Below are 24,660 nucleotides of genomic sequence, written 5' to 3' on the forward strand. Positions count from 1 at the left end.
GAATTCAAAGCAATGAAAAAGAGCAGCATTTTAATCCTCATAATCATCTGTCTGTGCGGTTGTGGCAAATCGTCTAAGAAAACAAGCATAACCGGAGAAATCAAGGGACTGGGTACAGATACGCTCTACTTGTACGGAATGGACGAATCCTTTGACCGGATAGATACTATTTTCGCGAAAGGAGACAAATTCTCCTACACCACCTCCATAGATACCATAACTTCGGCCTATCTGCTGATTGACAACCAAATAGAATATCCGATCTTCCTCGATAAAGGAAACCAAATCAAGATAAAAGGAAATATAGACCACCCCGAATTTCTGGACATCAACGGGAATAGATATAATGAAGAGTTCACAGCCTTTCAGAAAGAGCTGAGTAGTTTAAACAACCCTTCCGAAAAAGATTTAGAGCAAAAGGCGGAAGAATTCATCAGGACACATCATTCTTCTTTTGTCAGTCTTTACCTGTTGGATAAATACTTTGTGCAGAAAGACTCTCCTGATTTCAACAAGATAAAGAAATTAATTGAAGTCATGACAGGAATACTGCAAGACAAGCTATATATCGAGAAATTGAACGAAGCTATCTCCTTGTCCGAAAAGACAGAGACAGGCAAATATGCTCCGTTTTTCAGCCTGCCCAATATAAAAGGAGAGAAAATTACCCGTTCATCCGAAGATTTCAAAAAGAAGAATCTGTTAATCAACTTCTGGGCCTCATGGGCAGATAGTATCTCCAATCATCAAAGCAACAGCGAGTTAAAAGAACTTTATAAGAAGTACAAAAAGAACAAACACATCGCTATGCTCGGAGTCTCCTTTGATATGGACAAGAAGGAATGGCAGGATGCTATTAAACGCGATACGCTAAATTGGGAACAAGTTTGTGATTTTGGTGGATTGAATTCCGAGGTTGCCAAACAATATGCTATCAAACAAGTTCCCAGCAACATTCTTTTGGCAGCAGACGGCAAGATTCTGGCAAAAAACCTCAAAGGAGAGCAGCTGAAAAAGAAAATTGAAGAAGTAGTCACAGCAGCTGAAGAAAAGGAAAAACAAGACAATAAAAAGAAAAAAATAACCTGTAAGCAAACGTGTTAATCAAAGTTTTCGGAGCGGCTGTTCAAGGGATTGATGCAACACTCATCACAATCGAAGTCAACAGCTCGCGCGGCTGTATGTTTTATCTCGTCGGCCTTCCGGACTCTGCGGTCAAAGAAAGCCATCAACGCATTATCTCCGCATTGCAAGTGAATGGCTATAAAATGCCTACAAGCAATATAGTAGTCAATATGGCACCGGCTGACATCCGCAAAGAAGGTTCAGCCTATGATTTACCGCTTGCCATCGGACTGCTGGGTGCCAGTGAAACAATCTCTTCCGAGAAATTCTCCCGCTATTTACTGATGGGTGAACTAAGTCTGGACGGAAGTATCCAGCCTATCAAGGGAGCACTCCCTATCGCCATCAAAGCCCGCGAAGACGGGTTCGAGGGACTTATCATTCCCCAACAAAATGCACGGGAAGCCGCCGTTGTCAACCAGTTAAAAGTATACGGAGTCAGTAATATCAAAGAAGTCATCGAGTTTTTCAACAACGAACGCGAACTGGAGCCAACTATTGTCAATACCCGGGAAGAATTCTATCAACAACAGAATCATAGTGACCTGGATTTTGCAGATGTAAAAGGACAAGAGAACGTGAAAAGAGCCTTGGAAGTTGCAGCAGCCGGAGGACACAATTTAATCATGATAGGTGCTCCAGGCAGCGGCAAATCAATGATGGCTAAACGACTCCCGTCCATTCTTCCCCCTTTTTCATTAGGGGAAAGTCTGGAAACGACCAAGATACACTCGGTTGCCGGAAAACTGCAACGCGGGTCCTCATTGATTACCCAACGCCCGTTCCGCGATCCACACCATACGATTTCGCAAGTAGCAATGGTTGGTGGCGGAAGTTTCCCGCAGCCGGGAGAAATCAGTCTGGCACATAATGGGGTTTTATTTCTGGACGAGTTACCAGAGTTCAACAGGGGCGTGTTGGAAGTATTGCGCCAACCGCTGGAAGATCGACACATCACCATTTCCCGTATCAAAAGCACCATTAGTTATCCGGCTAACCTGATGCTTGTCGCATCTATGAACCCATGCCCATGTGGATATTACAATCATCCGACAAAAGCATGCGTATGCAGTCCCGGACAAGTACAAAAATACCTGAATAAGATATCCGGTCCGTTATTAGACCGTATAGACATTCAAATAGAGATAGTTCCCGTACCCTTTGACAAGATATCCGATCAAAGACAGGGAGAGTCGAGCAGTATCATCCGGCAGCGAGTAATAAAAGCGCGTCAGATACAGGAGAAACGGTATGCCGAATGTACGGGTATTTATTGCAATGCACAGATGAACAGCAGATTGCTGGCAACATATGCCCAACCGGATGATAAAGGGCTTGTGTTATTAAAAAACGCCATGGAACGGTTCAATTTATCCGCCCGTGCCTATGACCGGATTTTAAAAGTAGCCCGCACCATTGCCGATTTGGAAGAAACAGAGCAAATACTTCCCAGCCACCTGGCAGAAGCCATCAGTTATCGGAATCTCGACAGAGAGAACTGGGCAGGGTAATCACAGTAAATATAAACAGATAAAAATTATTTCACCGTGAACGCTACCTTTTTTCATATATTTGTTTTACATTTGTGACAAACAAATAAGCAATAATATGAAAGCATCCATAACAAGCCTCCTGATAATATTTTGTTTCACCATACTGACTTCTGCGCAAACTCCCCAAGACAGAGCTACAGAGCTAAAGGAACAAGCGCAGAACAGCCTTAAACAGAAAGATTATATCAAAGCGCGCTATTTATTCAAAAAAGCATACGAAGCATTTGCCGCCCGCGAAAACTACCCACAGGCAATAGAATGTGGTGTCCAGGCCAATGCTTTATATGTCAGAGAGAATTTCTATAAAGAAGGATTCGAGCTTTGCCGTGACATGGAGCAGCTTCTATGGACCGGAGAACAGAATAAAAAGAAAGTCTTTTATGACCTGCGTTTCCTTATCAATAAGGAACGATTGCAGATGTACACCGCACTGAAAAACCCCGCACAGGCAAAGACACAGTTGGATAAACTGGAAGAAACAGCTAATCTTGCAAAGAACGACTCCCTAACGGAGGCACTGCTGTATACAAAAGCCAACTATTATTATACTTTCAACCAGAACACACAAGGCGATGCCTGTTTCCGCAAACTTATCAACCAATATAAAGAAAAGAAAGACTATGCCAAAGTGAGCGATTGCTACAAGAACCTTATCAGTATTGCACGGAAAGGCAACAATGCTCCACTGATGGAACGCACTTACGAAAGCTTCATTGTCTGGACAGACTCTGTAAAAACGTTAACCGCACAGGATGAGCTAAATGTACTGAAGAGAAAATATGACGAAAGCCAACTGACCATACAGGAGAAAGACGACTCACTATCTGCCAAGCAGTATATTATCATAAGTCTCTGTGTGCTAGTGGCTATATTGGTAGCCGGCCTGGCAATACTGGCTGTGATATTGCTGCGATTCATCGCCGGCAATCGTAAATTAAAGAAAAGCGTGAAAATTGCCAATGAACACAATGAACTAAAAACCAAATTTATACAGAATATATCTTCGCAAATGGAACCTACCCTGAATACGCTGGCTACTTCAGCCGAAGAACTGTCACAGAAGGCTCCTCAAGAAGCTGCCCAAATGCAGGGACAAGTTGCAGCTTTGAAGAAATTCAGTGATGATATTCAAGAACTGTCATCTTTGGAAAACTCACTAACCGAGTTCTATGAACTAAGTGAAACCAATGTGGGAACTTTCTGTGAAAATGTGATGGATAGAGCCAAAGAACACATAAAACCGGATGTCACATCTTCAGTCAATGCACCAAAACTTCAGGTAAAGACAAACAAGGAACAGTTGGAACGCATTCTTCTCTATTTACTGAAAAATGCCGCTTTCTACACCGAACAGGGTCGTATCAGTCTCGAATTCAAGAAACGGGGAGCACACACGCACCAATTCATCGTTACAGATACAGGGACAGGAATTCCGGCAGAGCAACAGGAAAATCTCTTTAAGCCTTTCACAGAAGTAAAAGACCTGACTACAGGGGATGGACTAGGATTACCGATCTGTTCACTGATTGCTGCCAAGATGAACGGAAGCCTGACACTGGATACGAATTACACGAAAGGAGCGCGGTTTGTTCTGGAGCTTCACGTATAAATTTAGCCAACAAGAAAGCTATTGTCTCATTTGATTACTTTCTGACTTGTTAAGTATAGTTACCTTCGACCAAGAAGGTTCTAAACGCAAACTTGAGAATATATAAAAATATGAACAACTTTCTATATAAACGGATCTCACGTTTTTAATAAACTTTTGAGTAGTTTATTAAGAACGGTATCTGAGTTTATTAGAAACTCTACGATCGGATTTTCGAGTTTTCAAATCCATCTTTTACAACAAAAAGGCTGCAAATTTCATAAAATTTGCAGCCTTTTTGCCTATATCTGATACACCATTTCTGATACTAATCAAGGAACATGTCCGAATTTGTTAGAATATTATATCATTCAAGTTATTAATTTCATCTTCTTTTATCTGTTATTTATTAAAGTGGATATTCACGCTCGTACTACAAAGATACAACATTAAAAAGCATTTGTCAAGACGAATATCCTATAAAAATTGTCCTTAACATATTTATAAAAAGTATTGTCCCTCTTCTTTTAATCTTTTGCGTAGAAAACCGACATCAATCTTATGAACATCATTCTTTGTCTGTTTAATAGCATGTACTGCCGCCATTCCGGCAGCTTCACCAGTCACCAGACAAGGTGGCATCACTCGTAAGCTTCCAAAAGCTTCTTCATCAGTAGAAATACAGCGTCCGGCGGTCAATAGATTCTTCATACCTTTAGGAGTCAAGCAACGATAAGGAATTCCATGAGATTCACCTTTTTTGTAACGAGTCTCTTTATGTCCCGGTTTATGAACATCAATATAGTAACAATTACGTCCGATTTCATCCTCAAATGTTTTACGTTCCAGCCAATCTTGGAAAGTAAACGTATAATCCCCTTCAATCCGACGACTATCTCTAACTCCCAACAAAGAGGCAGTCTTTACGACAAAAGCACTACCAAAAGTTTTAGGCTGAAGTTCTTTCAGTGCCTCCAAGTATTGTTCAGCGATTTGCCTACCGGTAGCCATCGCCCGCGTAGTAGCCCACGGGTCGGTCGAATCAACATTGTCAATGTGTCCTGCATTGAATTGTACCACATCCGGACCGATCAGATTACTATTGAAATGTCTGCCTATCAATGGATATTTCCCGGACTTAATCGCGTCAAAGATAGGGCTATTTTTGTTACTCGTATGCAATGAAGGGCCTATGAGATTGTAGTTATAGCTATCAACATTGGCAAACGAGAAACACAAAGTAGAACTTTGCAGTATACCATCCTCACCTCCCTTTTTAAATGAAGCACCTGCCCAGGTAGCTACATCTCCATCTCCCGTCGCATCAATAAAAACTTTTGCTTTGAATGCAACAAGCCCGGATTTATTTGCTACAATGATAGCATCTACCGTATCATCAGCTGACATCTCTACAGCAGCAACCCTCGAAAAGAAAAGGACTTTTGCCCCCGATTCAGCTACCATCCGGTCATAAACCAGCATCAAATATTCAGGATTTATGTTCACCCAATTCAGTTTTTGCTTTCTCTCATGAGGCACTCCTTTCCTTGACGCTTCGAATACCTTCTCAGCCAAGCCTCGATAAATAATCTTTTCACCATCAGAGAATGGACACCATGCGGGAACCATACCTGCTGTTCCCATACCGCCAAGTTGTCCCATTGCCTCAATCAGCAAAGTCTTAGCTCCCTCCCGGGCTGCAGAAATTGCAGCAGTACACCCGGCAGGTCCTCCACCAATTACAATAACATCCCATTGATCGTCCACTGCAATCTTGGTGTTCTTCAGACGCATTTTGGATTGTGTGGTATTTCCATTCACATTAAGAGCGGGAACTGCAAAAGCAGCAGTAATCAACCCGGCTTTTTTAAGAAAATCTCTTCTAGACGTCATTACAAATTAATTTATTATAATTACTTTTCCATAAAAGTCTCTGCACGCCCTGGCGTAAACAGTTCCCATAAAGAAGCAACAGTCCATCCGGGTGCGAAAATGTCATTATAATATCCTTTGCCATTCTTCCCGTAATCCCAACTGGTGTGTTGGACAACTTCCGGATAGTAACCCACTTTGGCAATGCCACACATGTGTCCTTCATAAGGCAATAACTGCCGCATAGAGGTTGAAATCACTTCTGCGAAGTCCGAGAAACGGGATTCTTTATATTCGTTCGATAACCAACGAAGTACATCGGCAAATTCAAATACAAACACATCGATATGATTATTTTCTACCGAAACATTTCCCCAACCACGTGTTTTCAAACCAATATCACCCAGCATCTGTCCGGGAGCAAAAGGAACATCCCACAAATAATACCACGATAATGCAAAATAAGCGGCTTGCTTCGTCAGATCAGCATAATGCTTGTGTTCCTCCCCTTTAGTAACTAATGAAAGATAATAGGTAGCAGTTGCAGCATAAAGTGACGCTTCTTTATCCTCACAATTTGCATCAAGGGTAGATGAAAAATAATCTGCCTTAGAAATCAATTCTTTCTCCAGATAACCCGCAGTCCGCTTGGCACTATCCAAGTAACGTTTATCCTTAAAGTATTTATATCCCATGACTAAAGGTAATGTAGCCGAAGGAGTACTTCCCCCGCTTTTATCTACAACGGAAAAGTCATCACGGAACTTTCGTGGAAAACTACCATCAGCATTTTGCAATTGCAGAAACATATCCAACATCTTTTTCAATCGCTGTTCCCATTCCGGATGCTTGCGCCCTTTTTCTTTTTCATAAGCCAGGAAATGGAAGATTGCATAAAGCCCTTCCGATTGACGACGGATACTATGAACAGGATCCTCAAAGTTCTTATCAAAGTTTACCGATTCCTTAAAAAAGCCTGCTACCGTGAAGCCGTTCTTCAAATAACTATCGAATATTTTGGTACTGTTAACTTTCAAATCTTCCCGGTTACATTCCCAACCATATTCCCAGGCATTGAATGCATTCAGAAGAACACGTCCTATAAAACCAACTTCTGCCTGCCCATTACTTGTACATGCATCTGTTCTAAGATGTATGCCCGAATTATATACCAACGGATATTTATCCACAAAACTACTTACAAAGAATTGGCTAAGAGTCTGCTTCATATATTCAATTGAATAGGGAGCATCTACAGGCTTGGGCAAATATGTATCATAACAATATTCCCAAGTATGGCGCACAAAATCAGAATAATCTTTTGCTTCACCTTCAGTAATTTGCCAAGTCAACAAAATCGTCTCTCCTTTTCTAAGATGCTGATAAGCCGTTACAGCCGGAGCTAATGTCAATTTACGGATATAACTTTTAGGGGCCTCCCGATAAGGAAAGCCGAAAGAAAGAGTAGCAACCCCATCCTTATTTTCAAATCCGGTATACCCCAAAGAAGTCTTATCCGAAAGAATAACCTCCCCTTCGCGATGAGTAGCCAACGTGTTATTTACGAATTTATCCAATCTGTTGACAGTCATAAAACGTTGTTTCTTCTCACAGAAAATCCCGGTGAGAGGTGCGCTTAACCTGTCCTCACTTACAATCCAACTGTCTGAAGTATGGAATGAAGGGGCTTCTTTGGGCGAACGCAGATTACGCCGATACCAGAATCCCGGCATATAGAACAGGCAATCGTTATGGCGGAAGTCTGTTGCCACCTGCTGATTGTAATTAAAGTAAATATCTTCCAATGCAGTGATAGACACACTAATACATATCCCATCGTTACCATCCACTATGTTTTGAGACACAGTCAACGGTATTTTTTCCGAATTCTCCAAATAATAAGTGCCGTTATTATTCTGCGACTTCTGAAAAGTCAATGGATAACATTTCGCGCTATTTCCCGGGACTTTCAAGGAAATAGATGCCGAAATCGATTCCGGCACATTATTAAAAGCTTTAGCAATAGTAGCACATGCTACAAAAGCTATCCCACAAAGTAAATATTTCAGACTCATATAAAATATTAATGTGAATCAGCCTGCCTGATTCTATTTGTACTAAATTGTTAAGGCAAAATTAGGGAACATCCTCCACATTGAATAAAACAAATTGAGCTATAAATAGAAATAATTATCCAAATCGGCAGAAATTCTCCAAAGCCTCAACTATGATCCCATACCCAAACGATTATTTTTCCATAAGAGCGGCAGCACACCACAAATAAGGACCCTGTCCGTGATAATCACCCGTACGGCGCGGACGATCATAATAGTACTGTTTACTGTTCTTCTTATTCGTTCCCACACAAATTTCTCTCACCTGATTTTTATCATTAAGATATGAAACTAAAGCCATCCATGCTTTACGAGCCGCAGGAGCATATTCTTCTGCATCTAGCCAGCCATTCTTAACCCCTTTGATAAATGCGAAAGTAAACATAGCCGAACCAGAAGTTTCAGTCCAACAGTCAGACTGATCGATCAACTGATTCCACAAACCTTCCGGATTCTGATATTTCTTCAGACTTTCCATCATTGTCCGATAACCTTCTAAAATACGCGGACGGTCTTTATGATTCTTAGGCAAACATTGAAGCAACTCTGTCATACCTGCAGCCATCCAACCATTTCCACGTCCCCAATAATAAGGAACATCTGGTGCATGATAGAAAAGGCCATTCGGACGTTGTAGCTCATCCAGATACATCACCATCTCTTTAGCTGCACGATCGATATATTTCTTATCCTTCGTCACTTTATAAGCACGAGTCTGCACGATTGTAATCATATACATATCATCAATCCACAAACGTGTTTGCCAGGAATATCCTTTTTCAGCCCATTCTTTTTCCTCCGGTTTTGCGTTTGCTGGCACTTTCCATTGAGAATCGGCATAAGGCAACCCTAAATACCAATATTTCTTATCTTTTGTCACAAGATACAACTCAAGAGGTAAGCTACCGAACATATTTACATCAACGTGATTCATTATGGGTTGCAACGCCTTCTCTTCAGTAAATAAAGGCTCAAACTTATCTTGCAAACGATTGAGAAGTTCCTTATCTTTTGCAAGATAAGCATATCGCAAAGCCCCGTTCCAATAAAATGTTTCCGGATAACCAATCCATTTTCCAATATGGAGTGCATGCTTCTCGGTTAGAAAGCGATATGCCAATCGTTTACCAATTTCTTCCGGAGTAGAACCTTCCGGAAAGTCCTTCAACATACTTGTTTGAGCAAACAACAACTGAAAAGGAACAAAAAACAATAATATTAATACCTTCTTATACATAACACCTAGTCTTTAATTATTCAACAATATATCTTTCAATTCAACATTATATCCATCTACCCGTAAAAGCATCTTATCAATACCTTCTTTACAGTCTACTTGGAAACGGACCTCTTTAGATTCGCCAGGCATCAAATAAAAGTATCCGTCATCAAAATAAGCCGGACGAATAGGCGCATCAGTTTTCGCATCTCTTAATGTCAATGCTATTGCAGCAGCCAAGTATTGCCCCGGATTTTTCACAATAAGCCTGCCCTCATAATGGTTAGCCTTTTTCGTGAAGTTCTTCACCGAAACATTCACCGAAGAAACCGGCAAATTAGCCAAGACTTTTCCGTCCCATTCCTTCTGATTGAGCCAATAAACATTATCATCAAGCAACTTTCCGCTATTAGTTGTCAACACCAACTTTACCCAGCAGAAATCAGGAAGTCCTTTTATATCCTCTAATTGTATTACAGGAGTCAGTACATTAGCTTTCACATGAGCTACCTTCTGTTGTGAGGAGCGTATCTTTTTTCCTACTTTATCGTAAACCACAACTTCCACTTTCAAATTCCGATATTCCTTCAGCGTAGTATTAATAATATCTACTTTATGATGATTAAGACTCATCTGAATATGAAGAGGACGGCACGCTTTTTGCGTGCCATAATAAGCACCGGCTGTTTCCCCATTCGAACTGTAGTTCTGCCAAACCATACTAGGCCATGCGGGATGACTCATCCAAAGTAGCACTCCAGAAGCATCATTCCACATCTTGCTATTCCATGCTTCAAAAATAGCCCGATGACTTTCGTAATTAATCAATTGTGCTTTCCGGCAAAAATCATCCAAGTTATCGGAAGGTCCCAGTTTACGATCCATCCCTTCCTTATAAAGTTCACTAAAAGTCTTGTCACCATATCTATGGTTATGCCAGTCATGGTAATACCAAACATCACTGATAGGCCAAGTATCCTCTTCCGCCATAAATTCACGAATGGTTTCAGCCGTTGGTAACGAAGGAGTACCCACTTCTGAACGGAAACCACCAGCCAAAGAACGATAATACCATCCGGCATCATATTGATAACGCCAAGGCCCACTTCCTGAACTATTTAATGAACGAGAATTTCCTGTATAGTGCCGGCTACGGTCTTCTTTAGCCAAAGTAGCAGCCAACATGTATTCAAGTTCATTCGGAGCAAACCCCTCATTACGTGCACACCATAAAGCAATGGAAGGGTGATTACGGAAACGACGTACTGTCTCTGTCACATTCCTTATGAACAGACGATAATCTAATGGATTAAGATTAAATCCGTCTGTTGAAAGCCAAAAGTCATTCATCACCAACATGCCATATTCATCACAAAGTTCATAGAACACTTCTTCCGTGCTCTCACCCGTCCAATTACGAATCATATTGTAATTCATATTCTTATGCAACTTCAAAGCTGGTTCCAATCGCTCCCGGGAAACACGCTTCATACCGTCATCCATACCCCAGTTACCTCCTTTGCAATAGATTCGTTGACCGTTCACCTTTATCACCATATATTCTTTCATCAGCGAATCCTTTATTAACTCTATTCCCTGTGAAGATACCGGTTTCAATAAGTTCGGTACAAATTCTCCATCATAATTCGTATAGCGAACCTTACTATCCGTTCTTTTGCGTTTCACAGCATCAAAAACAGGTTTTCCATCCTGCAAAGCAGCAGTCGGATTATAGTTTAACCGCACTACAGGAGAATTATCCTCATATGCAGACAATTCATACTCCAGCTCACGGATACCGATGCGCATCTTCTTAACATCAAGTGTGTCCTTACCTGACGAGACCAGACTTAAAGATGCATCATATAAATACTGTTCTCCATATCCATTGGGCCACCAAAGACGTGGATTCTTCATTTGCAATTCCTTACACTCACGAGGAGTCAGTTTAATCATCCTCTTTTCATTAGCATTCAAAGAAACCGGATAAATAGCAGATACTCCTCCAATATTAAAATGCAAATCAGCAGTACACGCAGTTTTAGAAGAATTATAAATCTCCGTATTAACAATAAAATTAACAGAAGTAGTGTCAGGCAAAGGCAGATCCGTAATCACGTGCGTATCAACAATTTCGAGTTCATTGCCAAATTTTATTCTGACATCCTGCCAAATCCCCATATTTCGGTCGCGTATACCAGGAATCCAATCCCACCCCTCCGAAGAGATAAAAGTAGGACCGTCTAAACATAATGCCCCACCATTGGGACCAATTCCTTCTTTCTTATTTGCCTCATGAGGAATGCCGGGATTATTAGGCGGAAGAATACGGATGGCTAACAGATTCTTTTTGTCATAATCTACCCAACGAGTTATATCAAAGATTCCTCTTTCAAAAGCACCCGTCATGGTCCCTAATAACTGATGATTAAACCATACCTCCGCTTTATAATTAATTCCATTCAGAATCAATTTTACTTTTTCTCCCTTGCTATTACGGGGAATATTAAATGAATTTCGATACCACCAATCCATCCGGCAAAGTGTATCGGGAATCAACAGATTATTAAGCCCCCAATAGGGATCAGGGTATACTCCCTGATCCACCAATGTAGTTAATACCGTACCGGGAACTGTTGCCGAATACCATTCGCTTGTATCTAAATCTTGTGCAAATACCGATTTTTCAGCTGCCCGAGCTTTATATCCTTCTATCATCTCCCAACCTTTGGAAAGTTGATATTCCCAATCAGAAAGCGGACTCAGTTCTCCGGGTTCTACCACCTTCTTTTTAGGCTTAGCTGTCTGAAATGAATGTTTTGAATGAGGTATCACTTCGGAACTCTGTTTACGGGATAAACCAAAATTCCATTTTAATTTTTGTGAATAAATGCATTCTGTAGAAGCACACAGAAAAACAATTACACAAGCAATATATGTATTCAGCCTTATTTTCATCGTCTTATAATCTACTATTTAGTTTTCAATTTCTTTACATCATCACATACAGCTACTGCCACTTGCGAATCCGCACATCCATAATAAAGGTATAGTTTCTTCTTGTGATAAACAAGTCCCTCAATAAATACTGTTCCATCCTTGTATTGTCCACTCTTCTCAAAAGGAGCCTCTGGAGCAAAGAAGGGTTTATCCAAGCGAGCCAATACTTTATAAGGGTCATCACCATCTAATAAAAGTTGTCCGGCACAATACGCATTGGTTGGATAGTCGGGATCTCCAGTACTGCCACTATTCTTACCATTATACATAAGAACAATACCATGCTTGGTACGAACTGCCGGAGGTCCACACTCTGTCAACAGGCTATCAAAATGCCCTTTACGCGGTTGTATGATCTTCATTAGCTCATTTTTTTCATCCAAGATAGGATACCAATCTATCAAGTTATCAGAAGTAGCAGCATATATAGCATGTTCTCCCCAATACATGAAATACTTACCATTAACTTTATCGATGACTAATTGATTTCCTTTCAATTTTGTTAAAATAGACCCCGATTTACAGAAAAGGTTGTTAAACCGACCATTATAGGCTTTATCAAAAGCAAGTCCATGTTTTGTCCAGTTCTTCAGGTCTCGGGAGGTAGCTACTGCAAGACGCGCTTTTTTCCGATTCCATGCCGTATAAAGCATCACATATAGTCCATCTTCAGTCATAGTCACACGAGGATCCTCACAACCACCGGGCCAATCCTGATCCTTAAAATTATCTTCGCCAGGAAAAAGTACCGGCTTATCCAGTCTATTCATCTTAATCCCATCTTTACTTTCAGCATAGCCGATACGCGAAGTTCTTTTACCTATACCTTGAGCAGAATTATCTTCTGCACGATAAAGCACGACAATTTTTCCGTCTTTTACAGTAGCAGCCGGATTAAATGTGTCACTTTCCTCCCACTTAACTTGCTGCTTGCGCATCGGACAGTAAAACTCTGTCGGCAACGGTGATATAACAGGATTAACTCCTTCAGGGCGTTGGAATGGACCAAGCATCCAATTATTATCCTGTTCCTCCTGATTAATATCCAAAGAAGGTGCATTAGTAAATCCACACGCAGATAATACACCGACTACACCAATAATAAGTTTCAATTTTAGTTTCATCCTATTCCTTTTCTATAATTAATAATGATTTTTCTATAATGCAAATGATTGATTCCGCACCTATTGTTTCAATTTATACTCTTGTCTTTTTCATTGCTGTCCCATTAAAACCTAAAATAGTTCTTTGAAATATTTGAAATTTAGTTAGTTACAGAGTTTTTTCGATTAAACGGATTTCGATTTGCACCTTTGCCTCTCTAAAAGGAGATTTGCAAATGCATAAAGATAAATACGTTTTCGCTCAACTAGTGTCATTCTTAGATAGGAATAAGTTCAACTACATTGTACGCAAGTATGATGGCGACAAATATGTGAAGCGCTTCACTTGCTGGAATCAACTACTTGCTTTGATGTTTGGTCAACTTTCTAATCGTGAAAGTCTGCGAGATTTAATAGTTGCGCTTGAAGCCCATCATTCCAAATGTTATCATTTAGGAATGGGTAAAAACGTATCAAAGTCATCGCTGGCACGAGCAAATCAAGATAGAGACTATCATATCTTTGAAGAATACGCTTACTACTTGGTTGGTGAAGCACGACAAAAGCGTGTTAATCATATTTTCAAACTTGGCGGTAACGTTTATGCCTTCGATTCGACAACTGTTGACTTGTGTCTTTCAGTCTTTTGGTGGGCTAAATTCCGCAAGAAGAAAGGTGGTATCAAAGTGCATACATTATATGATGTAGAAACGCAGATCCCTGCATTCTTTCATATCACGGAAGCATCCATACACGATTCTAAAGCGATGATTGAAGTTCCTTATGAACCAGGCTCTTATTACATCTTTGACCGCGGTTATAACAACTTCAAGATGCTGTATAAGATTCATCAGATTGAAGCCAACTTCGTTGTCAGAGCAAAAAAGAATCTCCAGTACAAATCCATCAAATGGAAACGTAGGCTGCCTAAGAATGTGTTTTCAGACGCAAGTGTACTTCTGACTGGATTCTATCCTAAACAATATTATCCGGAGCCAATTAGACTGGTTAAATATTGGGATGAAGAACAAAAAAGGGAGTTCATATTCATAACCAATGCGATGCATATATCTGCATTTCAAGTTGCCGAACTTTATAAAAATCGCTGGCAGGTAGAGCTGTTTTTCAAATGGCTCAAGCAGCATCTTAAAATTAAAAGATTTTGGGGTACTACAGAGAACGCTGTTCGAATACAGATATATGCTGCAATATGTACTTACTGTTTGGTGGCAATCATTCAACACGATATGAAACTAGATAGAAGTACATACGAAATGCTACAAATATTGAGTATCTCATTGACTGATAAAACTCATCTGAGAGACCTCTTTGATAAAACTAAATTTCAAAATGACAAAGAACGATTCGGACCAAGTGGGCCAAATTTATTTAATTTTTAATTTGTCCCAGTTTTAATGGGACACTAGTGTGTCTTTTTATATTCCAACCTTTTAGCGCCAATACAGCTCCGTCTTTCAGCTTTCCTTTTGCAGTCTCAATAGTCACCGTTTTCTTTTCATCCGGCATCAGGGAGAAGAAATTATCTGTATAGAACGACGGACGTATCGGACTCATCTTTGAATTCAGGAATTGCAACTGATTAAAGAAAGCAATTTGCTCGGAAGTATTTCTCAAAGTAATATCTACAAAGTAATTATCATTATCTTCTCTTACTTTATAGGTAAGTTTCACTTTTGCCTGTTTTAGTTTACTCAAATCTTCAAAACCAGAAGCAGCCGGCCCGGTCAAAGTTTTGCTTCCTTCATATTTGTCATTAGAACGCCAATAGAAGTTAGAAGAAACATCTTTTCCCTTTTCATCCTTCAGTATCAATTTAATAAAGTGAACTTGAGATATATTTTCCGGGAAACGAATAGTTAACGCATCGTTCACCACTCCATCCGAAGGCAAATTAACCATTGCTGACTCTTCAAATACTTTCTTGCTGTCAATATCATAAACCTGTGCTATTACTTTATAATTCTTAAATTCACGGTAATAGTCATTCACTACAGACACCGTATTTTTAAGATAGTCAAACTGCGCATGTAATGGCTCTAATGAGTTAGCAGTATGATAAAGGGATGCTGTCGGTTCCAAAGACCAGTCCCACATACGGGAAGCCACTTGAGGCATAGAGCAGTTATGATACCAGAACAAGAGCCCGGAACAAAAACGATCACCATAGTCCAGTTTATTATAGTTCCATACTTCCCAGATACTCTTCGAATTAATAGCTCCCAACAGTTGCCCTTTCTGCGCAAATTCATCGATTGATGATGATTTTCCATAGTTATTCACCAAGTCTGTATACATAGTACTCATCAGATGGAAACCATTTCCATCCAGATAATCCCATACTTCTTTATTGATAGGCCACAGGTCTTTTTCATCCATCATTTCTCGAAGAATTTCCACAGTCGGAAGAGTAGGTGCACCATATTCCGGATTAAATCCGTCTACCCGGCTTCCTCTGGGAGAGGCTGTATTTTCATAATGTTGCATCGGATTTACCTGCTTGTAAGGACTGCCATCGTGCACTCCTTCACATTCGGACTGCATCTGGAATCCACGTGTACCATCCAGTTTATTAAGTAATTCAGGAGTGCCGGTAACTTCTGTACTTTCATTAGAAGCAACATAATAAGCCAAAGAAGGATGATTACGAATACGTTTTACGGTAGATTCCACGTTACTCATATAGAGAGCTTTATCATGTGGATGACGAGTGTCACCGGTCATCCAGAATTCTTGCCATACCAACAATCCCAATTCATCACACAATTGGAAGAAATAATCAGATTCCGCAATTCCACCTCCCCACATTCGTAAAAGGTTGACACCGGACTGACGGGAGTAGCGCAATTCAGCATAAGTACGTTCATCTGAAGTTCTCAACATTGCTTCCGGTATCCAGTTAGTACCACGAATAAACAATCGTTTACCGTTCACATAAAAGACACGTGATTTATCCGGAGTCTTTCTATCCGAAACAATTTCTCGAATACCAAATCTCGTTTTCACTGAATCACATTCTTTACCATCAACTGACACTGTCAGCTTCAGGTCATATAAGTTTTGTGGTCCTTTATTAACAGGCCACCAAAGTTTTGGAGAATTGATGATAAGTTGAGGAAACTCTTCAGGAGAGAAGGTAGCTATCTTTTCTTCTCCACGCATTAATCGGAAAGTTTTTTCGAAAGTGATATTCTCACCCACAATTTCACCCTTTACCTTGCAACTGATTACCCGGTTACTGGTTGATGGATTGACAATTTCAACTGATACAGTCTCACGAGCCTGGTCATAATCAGGCTTTCGCAATTCAGATTTAACAAAAGGATGGCGTAATGCCACTCTACCTGTAGCATAGAGAGAAATATTCTTCCATATGCCTGTATTACGGTCACGGATACCGTCCATAAAGGTAAAGTCCCAACCTACCGTCATCAACATGGTAGTATTCAAACCAATATTGCCATTTCCACCATTATGGAACTCACCGGCTGCCCCCCAAGACTTTGGCTTTGTACTTCCGGGAACATCTACTGGATAGACTTTTATGGCCAGCCCGTTGCTCTCTCCGACTTTTACAAAGTCTGTGACATCAATATAGTCCTGAATGAACATGCCGTTCATTGTACTCAACAAGTTACCATTCACCCAAATTTCCGCCCGATAGTTAATACCATCCAACTGTAACCAGACAGTCTTTCCCTTAAATGACTGCGGAACTGTAAAATCTGTACGGAACCAGTAGGTATAAAAATCACGTCCGGTTTCAGAAATATCCGGTATCAATTTAGATTCAATCTTATTATTGATTCCATAATAAGGCTCCGGATATTTTTTATTATACACCAAAGAATTCAACACTGTTCCGGGTACGATAGCCGGCATCCAATTTGCAGTTGCATAATTGGATAACGAAATCTTTTCTCCGGGATCTGTTGCATCTCCAGCTTTAATCATTTTCCACTGACAATCTCCCTGATGACCTATTTCAGAATCGAGCCAAAGTCGATCTGATGATCTTGACAAATTCGGAGGAGTTTGCCCCATGGAAAAAGGGGAAAAAAGGAACAACAATAAAAGAATAAAAAGTAAATTTGATAATTTGTACATGTTCACTAATGGGTTTAAGATTGTTGATATTTAATTTAAATTTTATCTGGTATAAACAAACTCTGTACGCAATCCTCTATGATCGAAAATCCGATCGGAAATCCATCCTGGAAAAACAATATCCGATGTTTCCGCATTCTCCCCTATTATCTGGCAACTTTTCACCGTTGTATTTGGCGACAAGGTATAAAGAGTGAGATCCAAACGATCTTTTGTATCCTTCTCGCTCGGGAAAGGTGTCCATGTGTATCCGGGATGTGTGACAGGATTCGGATGTATTGTCCTGTATGCATCGCCTTGCATACCACCTTCCCACAATGAACGGGTCGTGGGCCACTGTACCACATAAGGAACAATGCCTGCCGATTGAGCATCTACAGTCCAATCAAGCCATGAAGGTTCGTTGAAATCACCTGAAAGGGAAATAAATGGAGTAGTAGCCGAAGCTAGGTCTTCCAATAATTTGTCCACCATTGCCTGACGCGCTTCTTTATTTACTTTTACCACATAATCGACATCGTCCGTGCCGGGATATCCTTTATACTCGATGCCATTCAATTGATAAGGACCGTAAGGATAGAAAGCACCATGACAATTCATCACTAACGCGACAATTCCCTCACCCAAGTCGATATAAACTCCATATTCATTTGGAGTAGTCCCTGAAAACGGATAACGCGATATGATACTACATTTCCCTTGTCCATTGTTGGAATGAGTATGTATATAAAGTCCCTGTGCTTTTATTTCAGCTTCAGAAAGCTTACTACATTCCTGCGCACAAAGTACATCCACATCTATCTTGTTAAAATAGTCTATGACTGTAGAAGTCGCTTTACCCCATAAATTCTGGGTTGCAAGTTTCAGAGTCTTAGGAACAACGCGTGTTGCCCAAGTAGCAGTAATTTTCCCGTTTGCATCGGCTGCTATTTCAATATAATAGGTCTTTCCTCCACCAACATTAAGCGCAAGACCTACCGGCACTGCCACTGGTATATCCTGATTCCCTGAAACTGGATCTGTTATATGCAAAGTGGCATTCATTCCGAATAAGTTAGCACACATATCTGGAAGCATATAGCATATACCTTCCTGAGGTACATACTGATAAGTTGTTCTGTCAGCTACTGGAAGCTTCTCATACTCATTATAATATTGCGGCTCAATATGAGGATAAGGAACAGAAGATACAGCATTCGTATAAGTCATAGAATTCACTATAATATCTGAAGCAGTATCCGGATCTTTCTCAAGCACTATTCTGGATGCACGTGGGGAAAGAGTAACTTGCACCGATGACGTAGAAGCAGCTACACGGAGTGTGCCATCTTGTTCACCTTTGCTGACAAGCATTGTCATAGGATCAGTTAACGGCAATTGCGGAGAATATGCTTCTAAATCCCAATAAGTATCACCGGAAGTTAACGTAGGAAACGTATTATCAGCTGTAGTAAACAAAAACAGGAATCGATAAATGATACCTTTAGTTACAGAAAGTTTTATTTCATTTGTCACATCACCTACATTTCCAACTCGTTCAAACAGATAATTATACTGGTCATCAAAACAGAATATTTTCCATTTCATTCCGTCCAAAGACACAGAGGATCTGGTAGGACTCCCTCCATCCATATTTAAACTGAAACATATTTCTTTTATGTCTCCTTCTTTCTGCCCATCACTTACATATCCCTCAGCACAAGCCGTGAACAAGCTAGAAATCATCAGGAGAATCACTAATAAGGTATTCTTTAGCATTGTCTTACAAATTTAGTCATTATATTAGAAGATATCAACCGATAAATATGCAAATCAATTCCAACCTGCCTTATCACGGATACATCTGTAAGGGATTCCATATTCCTTTTTCACTACCCATGCACTACCAAAAGTCTGGTCCTGTACGGTAAGATCTGACAATTTTATATTTACCCAGGCAACATTTGGCCACGTACCAAAAGCTGCCAAATCTTTTAAATTCGCCTTCGTTGATGGATAACCTGCAAGTATACGCATATAAGTACCTTCCCCCACCGGTTCAAACCAACGATAGGCATATACTGATTCAGAAACCTGAGATTTGAGATTCTTACCTACCCACGAAATATAATCTTCCGCCTCCTTATCATTCAAAGTAGACCACCCCTCCGGACACGGATTTACGGCAACATCATTATTAATAGAAGACATATTTGCGCTAAACGTATATCCCTCAGCACCACAGAAATAAGCCTTATCTACACTGTTATGTGTAAGATAGGTGGACTGTTTAGCATGAATAGGTGAGTAAAGTTTAGTGCCCCATGATAGACAAGGAAGAGGAGTTCCAGGATACGGATCAATAAACCCTATCACAAGTAAATTTTCATCCGATACTGCTCCGTTAAGGTATGTAACTGCATACTGATAAGAGTTTCCTGGACGTCCTGTCACTGTATAAACAATTTCGTGACGATAAAGCCCACTACCTGCAGCTATGGTAGACGAAGAGATCGTAAGCCATGAAGGCAGACTTCCATCATACAATGCTTCCAAAGCAGCGGAGCTATAATCCGTAACAACACGTTTTATAGTATATGGCATTGTGGCATCAACCCCAATTTTTACATAAGTTCCCTTAATCTCGGTTCCTGCTATAATTTTAGCGTTATCATCCATAACAGAAATCCCATTTTCAACTGTTACCCAGTCAATAGATGTACCATCTTTCCATTCCTCTACTGATACCTCAAAGCCTGCAGAACCTGCTATACGTTTTGTATTAAGCTGATACAAGTAGTTAGCCTCAACGTTAATATCAGATGCAAGATTAAGATATAGAGTCGGACCTGCTGTATTGGTATTAGCAAGTTTGGTCGTAGCCCATACAACAGTCTTTTCATTCTGGTCAAGAGTTGACGTCAACTGAGTCGGATAAAGATAGAAACTCTTTCCATCATTAACTAAATCAGCTGCCGGTATTTCCAGAACATCAGCAGATATATTGCCTGCATTTCCACTTACATCACCAATGAATCCTTGAGTATATCTATTTTTGATATACACTTTATCAAGAACTACTCCTGATTCAGCCGGATCATTCAACAAATCAAATCTGGCTACGCGTCTTTTAAGTTTTACATCAACTTGATTATCGGAAGATTCTACATCAGCAATAGTTACGTACTCTTTTCCATCAGTTCTAACATTAGACATAACAAATGGAGGATTTAACTTGCCATTCTCAACAATAGTTTTGCTTTTTAGTAAATCATTGATTGTATTTGACTCACTCATACTGGGAAAATTATTCTCATCTTCACTCTCTACAATAACGAACCTCTTTTCTCCCCCAGTCGAAGAAGTTAATTCTAAGGTATATGATCTTGTATTGCCACTTTCAGCTACAGAACTAGCCGCTGCATAATTGAGAACATATCTCTGCTCATATTTTCCTTCCTTATTAAATTGATAGAAAGCAATCTTGTCTCTGGAACTTCCATTCTCATCACCAAGCCCCGTAGCTCTGGTAAGAAATGCTCCAGGAACATGCAAATTAAATATTATTTCTCCTTTGCTTAAAGGTAAATCATTGGGAGTATCGTCGTTTTTTTGACAACCAGCAAATACGATTGCTGATAGCATTACCAAATGCAGATAAAATAGCCTTAAGTAAATCGGGTTTTTCATAAAAATATTGTTTAATTCAAGTTGAGAAAGTTGAGTTGTCTAATAATTCAATCAAAAAGATATGTATAGAGGTAAAGAGGTTGCTCTCAAATTCGGATTTGAGTCCAACCTCTTTCCATTCTAATTAAAAGTAGAATTTAATCCCATTGAATTTGCTGATCTTCATCAGGAATTAATGTATTCAAGTCACGTTGCATACTCAATGTACCTTCCACTTTGTACTTTAACGGATTCCCTGGACTAAGTGTACTATCTTCAAACTCATAAGCCAAATAAAGTGTAATATAAGTATGCTCCAAATAAGGTTTTGCCGCATCCTTTTCTGTATCGACCATGTAGTAAGCTTGAAGTTCTACAGTTTCACCATAATCATTTTTTCCTTTAGATATTTCAAATTTGTTTTGATCTTGCCTATCTGTATATAGTCGCAGTTTCTTTTTCACCGGATTTATTTCTTCATCAGTAAACTCTATAAATAATTTATAGTCTTTCCGATCTAAATATTCCCCATCTCTAAGTCCCATATAAATGAAAATTGTTTTATCATCATGTACATAAGCTTTACATTGAGTCTTAGTAAAAGCAGCACTCTGACCATCCAAGTAAATCAAATAGTTACTGCCACTGTAAGTACCAGAATAATCATTAAACGGAGTAATATTCAATAAAGCTTTCCGATAGTGCTTACGAGGATTTACCTGATAATTATATGAGGGATCATCCATAATAGATAAAGGTAGAATCCATTTATCTGACATATCTATAGGATTACCTCCCTCGGCTCCACCTAGGGTTAAATCAATAGGCAATACACCTATACTCTCACCTGCTGGTATTTCTACACTCTCTGGTGTTGTGTAATATTGCGACTCCAACAATTGGTAATAGAGTTTATCGCGTTGGCCATAACGCTCTTCATTCAATGTATTCAATGTATCTTTATCTAAAGCAACATGAATAGTCCGGTCTTGAGTATTTGCAGTAGAACCACTTAAAAGAATAGGAAGATTATATGTCACCACACCTCCAGGTTTATAACGCACATAAACAGAAGTTACTCCATCACTATTCGGTACAGCTTTAAAAGAAGCCAATTGCACAAATTGTTCATCTTCCCATTCATTATTGCATGAAGTACAGCATATTGCTGTTATCATCGCTAGAAAAAAGTATTGTATTTTTTTCATTTTTATATGCAAATTATTGAGTTTATTCAGGATCAGTCCAACCAGGGTTTTGAGTTAGCAGCGCATTACGTTTCATCGCATAATGATGAATGGGCCAGAACCACATTTTAGTAGTGAAGATTGCAGGTAATGAAGGTATTTCAACCGGTTTATGAAATGCATCCGGATTTGAGCTACCAACATAAATATTACATCCATAAACAGGAGTAGATTCTTCAAAAGGAGCATCACACCAACGGCGCAAATCAAAATAACGATGTCCTTCTGCAAACAACTCTATTTGACGTTCACGTTTCAACTTCATACGGAATTGTTCCCGATCACCATACACGTCATAATCCGGTAATCCTGCGCGGATACGTACAGGTTGTATCCCTTTCTTTAATTCAGTTTCTGTACGTTGAATTGTGTACGTTTTTTCACCATTCCAAGAAGGTATTTCATGCACATTTTCCAATTCATTTAGTGCTTCCGCATAAATCAAAAGAACTTCGGCATAACGAATATCAGGAGCAGTCTTCGCTTGTACGCGGCTGACATCATACGTTTTTTCAGAATCAGCTCTATCATGTGGATTTACAAATTTCTTAATGCCAATACCAGTATGTAACCAATAAGCCCCTGCCTTATATCCGTCTGGCTTATCTCTATAATAGAAAATCTGTACATTCGTTTTCTCTCCTTTATCTGTATTTGCATTCAGCATATGCCAAATACTACCATTATAACCAACCGAGGCATAAAAACGAGGCTCACGAGCTGCATATTGTTTAGAAACCCCAGTTCCCATTGAACCTAATTCCGGATATTCTGCAAGTTCATTCTGTGTTATCACACCAGAGGGACGTGCTTCGACATCATAGCGGCTTGGATCAGTATATCCCTCCCTGCCTTGATACATACTGTTCATACCAGGACAATCTGCACCGTCTTTCATGTAATAAGCATCGCACTGCTTTTGTGTTATACCATGGTAATTGTATCCTCCACCTTGCGAACGAGGCAACTGATGAATCACCATGATATCAATGCCTTCATTTCCTTGATTGGAACCTCTGGTATAAATCAATTCATCATTACCATACGCAATAGCCGTTCCATCAAACAAGGAACGATATGACAGGAACGGGTCAATGTTCTGCCAACCTTTCGGCCAAGGATTTGAATGAAAAGTCCCATTATCATCTGGAGGAGTAATAGTTGCAGGCTCTGCAATATCACCATTTTCTTTAGCATATACTACGTACAAATTATATTTTCCCAACTCCATCACATCTTTAGCAGCAGCAGCAGCTCTCGCCCATTTTACCTCATCATAAGTAGATGAGAGTAGTTGTCTTCCCTCTTTATCTACCATTGCGGTAAGTACTTCTGATGGAGCTTTTCCATTATACAATGGACTTGCAGCATACAATAGTACTCTGGCACGAAGTGCTAACGCAGCACCACGCGTAGGGCGAGCCACTTCTTGCAACCCCCGATCATCAGGAAGCTGGGCAGCAGCTTTTACTAGTTCATTAGATATATAATCTGCACATTCATCATAAGTATTTCGTGGTTGAGCTATTTCATCATAATCTTTTGTATAATCAACTCCTTCATCAGGAAGAATAGGAACCGGACCAAAAGAGCGAATTAACATCCAATAGAAATAACCCCTCAAAAAATGAGCCTGACCTTTTAAATCAGCAATTTCCGTTGCGGTGAATTGCGTACTCGTATCAATGTGATTCAGGAATATAGATGCTTGACGAATACCTTTATAAGCAGCCTGCCAAATATACAAACTATTTCCGCTGCCTAAACCTTTCTCAGTGTACCTACCATATTTCCAATCGACATAATCACCATCGCCATAATACATATCATCTGCAAAATTAAATGGTACACTCTTTTTACTACATACCTGCTGCAGATAATTATTTCCTAAAAATGAATAAGCATATGCTAACCACTGATTAGTGTAGTCTCTATCTGAGAAAACATCTTCAATAGTAGTACGTTCGTCAAAGATGTAATCTGAGTCCAGATAATCGGTACATCCTGTCAAAGTAGTACCAAGTCCTGTCACAAAACACAAAATTATAATAATATTTTTCATATTT

Annotated in this window: 14 protein-coding genes; 4 read left to right on the forward strand and 10 right to left on the reverse strand. The window is 39.8% G+C overall.

Annotation, left to right across the window (positions count from 1 at the left end):
* The first annotated feature begins 12 nt into the window (after positions 1 to 12).
* The 3 genes from NXV01_RS03120 (at position 13) to NXV01_RS03130 (ending at position 4,287) form a co-directional block, all read left to right on the forward strand.
* On the forward strand, positions 13 to 1,104 hold the full coding sequence (locus tag NXV01_RS03120; RefSeq protein WP_259021687.1) for a TlpA disulfide reductase family protein: 1,092 nt from the start codon (positions 13 to 15) through the stop codon (positions 1,102 to 1,104).
* On the forward strand, positions 1,098 to 2,636 hold the full coding sequence (locus NXV01_RS03125) for a YifB family Mg chelatase-like AAA ATPase (protein WP_259021688.1): 1,539 nt from the start codon (positions 1,098 to 1,100) through the stop codon (positions 2,634 to 2,636). The genes NXV01_RS03120 and NXV01_RS03125 overlap by 7 nt, the downstream gene beginning before the upstream one ends.
* A 97-nt stretch (positions 2,637 to 2,733) precedes the next feature.
* Complete coding sequence (locus NXV01_RS03130) at positions 2,734 to 4,287, forward strand: HAMP domain-containing sensor histidine kinase (protein WP_259021689.1); 1,554 nt, start codon at positions 2,734 to 2,736, stop codon at positions 4,285 to 4,287.
* Between the two features lie 480 nt (positions 4,288 to 4,767).
* On the opposite strand, the gene NXV01_RS03135 is transcribed toward NXV01_RS03130, so the two are convergent.
* The 5 genes from NXV01_RS03135 to NXV01_RS03155 all read right to left on the reverse strand — a co-directional run bounded on the left by NXV01_RS03135 (position 4,768) and on the right by NXV01_RS03155 (position 13,595).
* Complete coding sequence (locus NXV01_RS03135) at positions 4,768 to 6,159, reverse strand: FAD-dependent oxidoreductase (protein ID WP_074558052.1); 1,392 nt, start codon at positions 6,157 to 6,159, stop codon at positions 4,768 to 4,770.
* 20 nt (positions 6,160 to 6,179) lie between these two features.
* Complete coding sequence (locus NXV01_RS03140; protein ID WP_217720925.1) at positions 6,180 to 8,213, reverse strand: hypothetical protein; 2,034 nt, start codon at positions 8,211 to 8,213, stop codon at positions 6,180 to 6,182.
* Between the two features lie 172 nt (positions 8,214 to 8,385).
* Positions 8,386 to 9,489 (reverse strand): glycoside hydrolase family 105 protein, encoded by a 1,104-nt coding sequence (locus tag NXV01_RS03145; RefSeq protein WP_148365636.1) that lies wholly within the window; start codon positions 9,487 to 9,489, stop codon positions 8,386 to 8,388.
* 12 nt (positions 9,490 to 9,501) lie between these two features.
* Positions 9,502 to 12,429, reverse strand: a complete 2,928-nt coding sequence (locus NXV01_RS03150; RefSeq protein ID WP_309569294.1) for a glycosyl hydrolase 2 galactose-binding domain-containing protein — start codon at positions 12,427 to 12,429, stop codon at positions 9,502 to 9,504.
* Positions 12,430 to 12,443: 14 nt separating this feature from the next.
* On the reverse strand, positions 12,444 to 13,595 hold the full coding sequence (locus NXV01_RS03155) for a glycoside hydrolase family 130 protein (RefSeq protein WP_148365639.1): 1,152 nt from the start codon (positions 13,593 to 13,595) through the stop codon (positions 12,444 to 12,446).
* Between the two features lie 215 nt (positions 13,596 to 13,810).
* Between NXV01_RS03155 and NXV01_RS03160 the strand changes: the two genes are divergently transcribed.
* Positions 13,811 to 14,974 carry an IS4 family transposase gene (locus NXV01_RS03160; protein ID WP_259021691.1) on the forward strand — a complete coding sequence of 388 codons (1,164 nt, stop codon included), beginning with the start codon at positions 13,811 to 13,813 and terminating at the stop codon, positions 14,972 to 14,974.
* Here the strand turns inward: NXV01_RS03160 and NXV01_RS03165 are convergent.
* From NXV01_RS03165 to NXV01_RS03185, 5 genes are all read right to left on the reverse strand, one after another.
* The gene (locus NXV01_RS03165; RefSeq protein ID WP_259021692.1) at positions 14,964 to 17,699 is read right to left on the reverse strand and encodes a glycosyl hydrolase 2 galactose-binding domain-containing protein; all 2,736 of its coding nucleotides are present in this window, start codon (positions 17,697 to 17,699) and stop codon (positions 14,964 to 14,966) included. The two genes, NXV01_RS03160 and NXV01_RS03165, sit on opposite strands and share 11 nt — an antisense overlap.
* A gap of 42 nt (positions 17,700 to 17,741) precedes the next feature.
* Complete coding sequence (locus NXV01_RS03170) at positions 17,742 to 19,457, reverse strand: endonuclease/exonuclease/phosphatase family protein (RefSeq protein ID WP_259021693.1); 1,716 nt, start codon at positions 19,455 to 19,457, stop codon at positions 17,742 to 17,744.
* Positions 19,458 to 19,511: 54 nt separating this feature from the next.
* Positions 19,512 to 21,368, reverse strand: coding sequence for a hypothetical protein (locus tag NXV01_RS03175; RefSeq protein WP_259021694.1), 1,857 nt, complete (start codon positions 21,366 to 21,368; stop codon positions 19,512 to 19,514).
* Positions 21,369 to 21,505: 137 nt separating this feature from the next.
* Positions 21,506 to 22,555, reverse strand: coding sequence for a DUF4973 domain-containing protein (locus tag NXV01_RS03180; protein WP_259021695.1), 1,050 nt, complete (start codon positions 22,553 to 22,555; stop codon positions 21,506 to 21,508).
* A 22-nt stretch (positions 22,556 to 22,577) separates the two neighbouring features.
* Positions 22,578 to 24,656 carry a RagB/SusD family nutrient uptake outer membrane protein gene (locus tag NXV01_RS03185; RefSeq protein WP_148365647.1) on the reverse strand — a complete coding sequence of 693 codons (2,079 nt, stop codon included), beginning with the start codon at positions 24,654 to 24,656 and terminating at the stop codon, positions 22,578 to 22,580.
* Positions 24,657 to 24,660 lie beyond the last annotated feature (4 nt).

Source organism: Bacteroides sp. BFG-606, assembly GCF_024788145.1.
GTDB lineage: Bacteria > Bacteroidota > Bacteroidia > Bacteroidales > Bacteroidaceae > Bacteroides > Bacteroides vicugnae.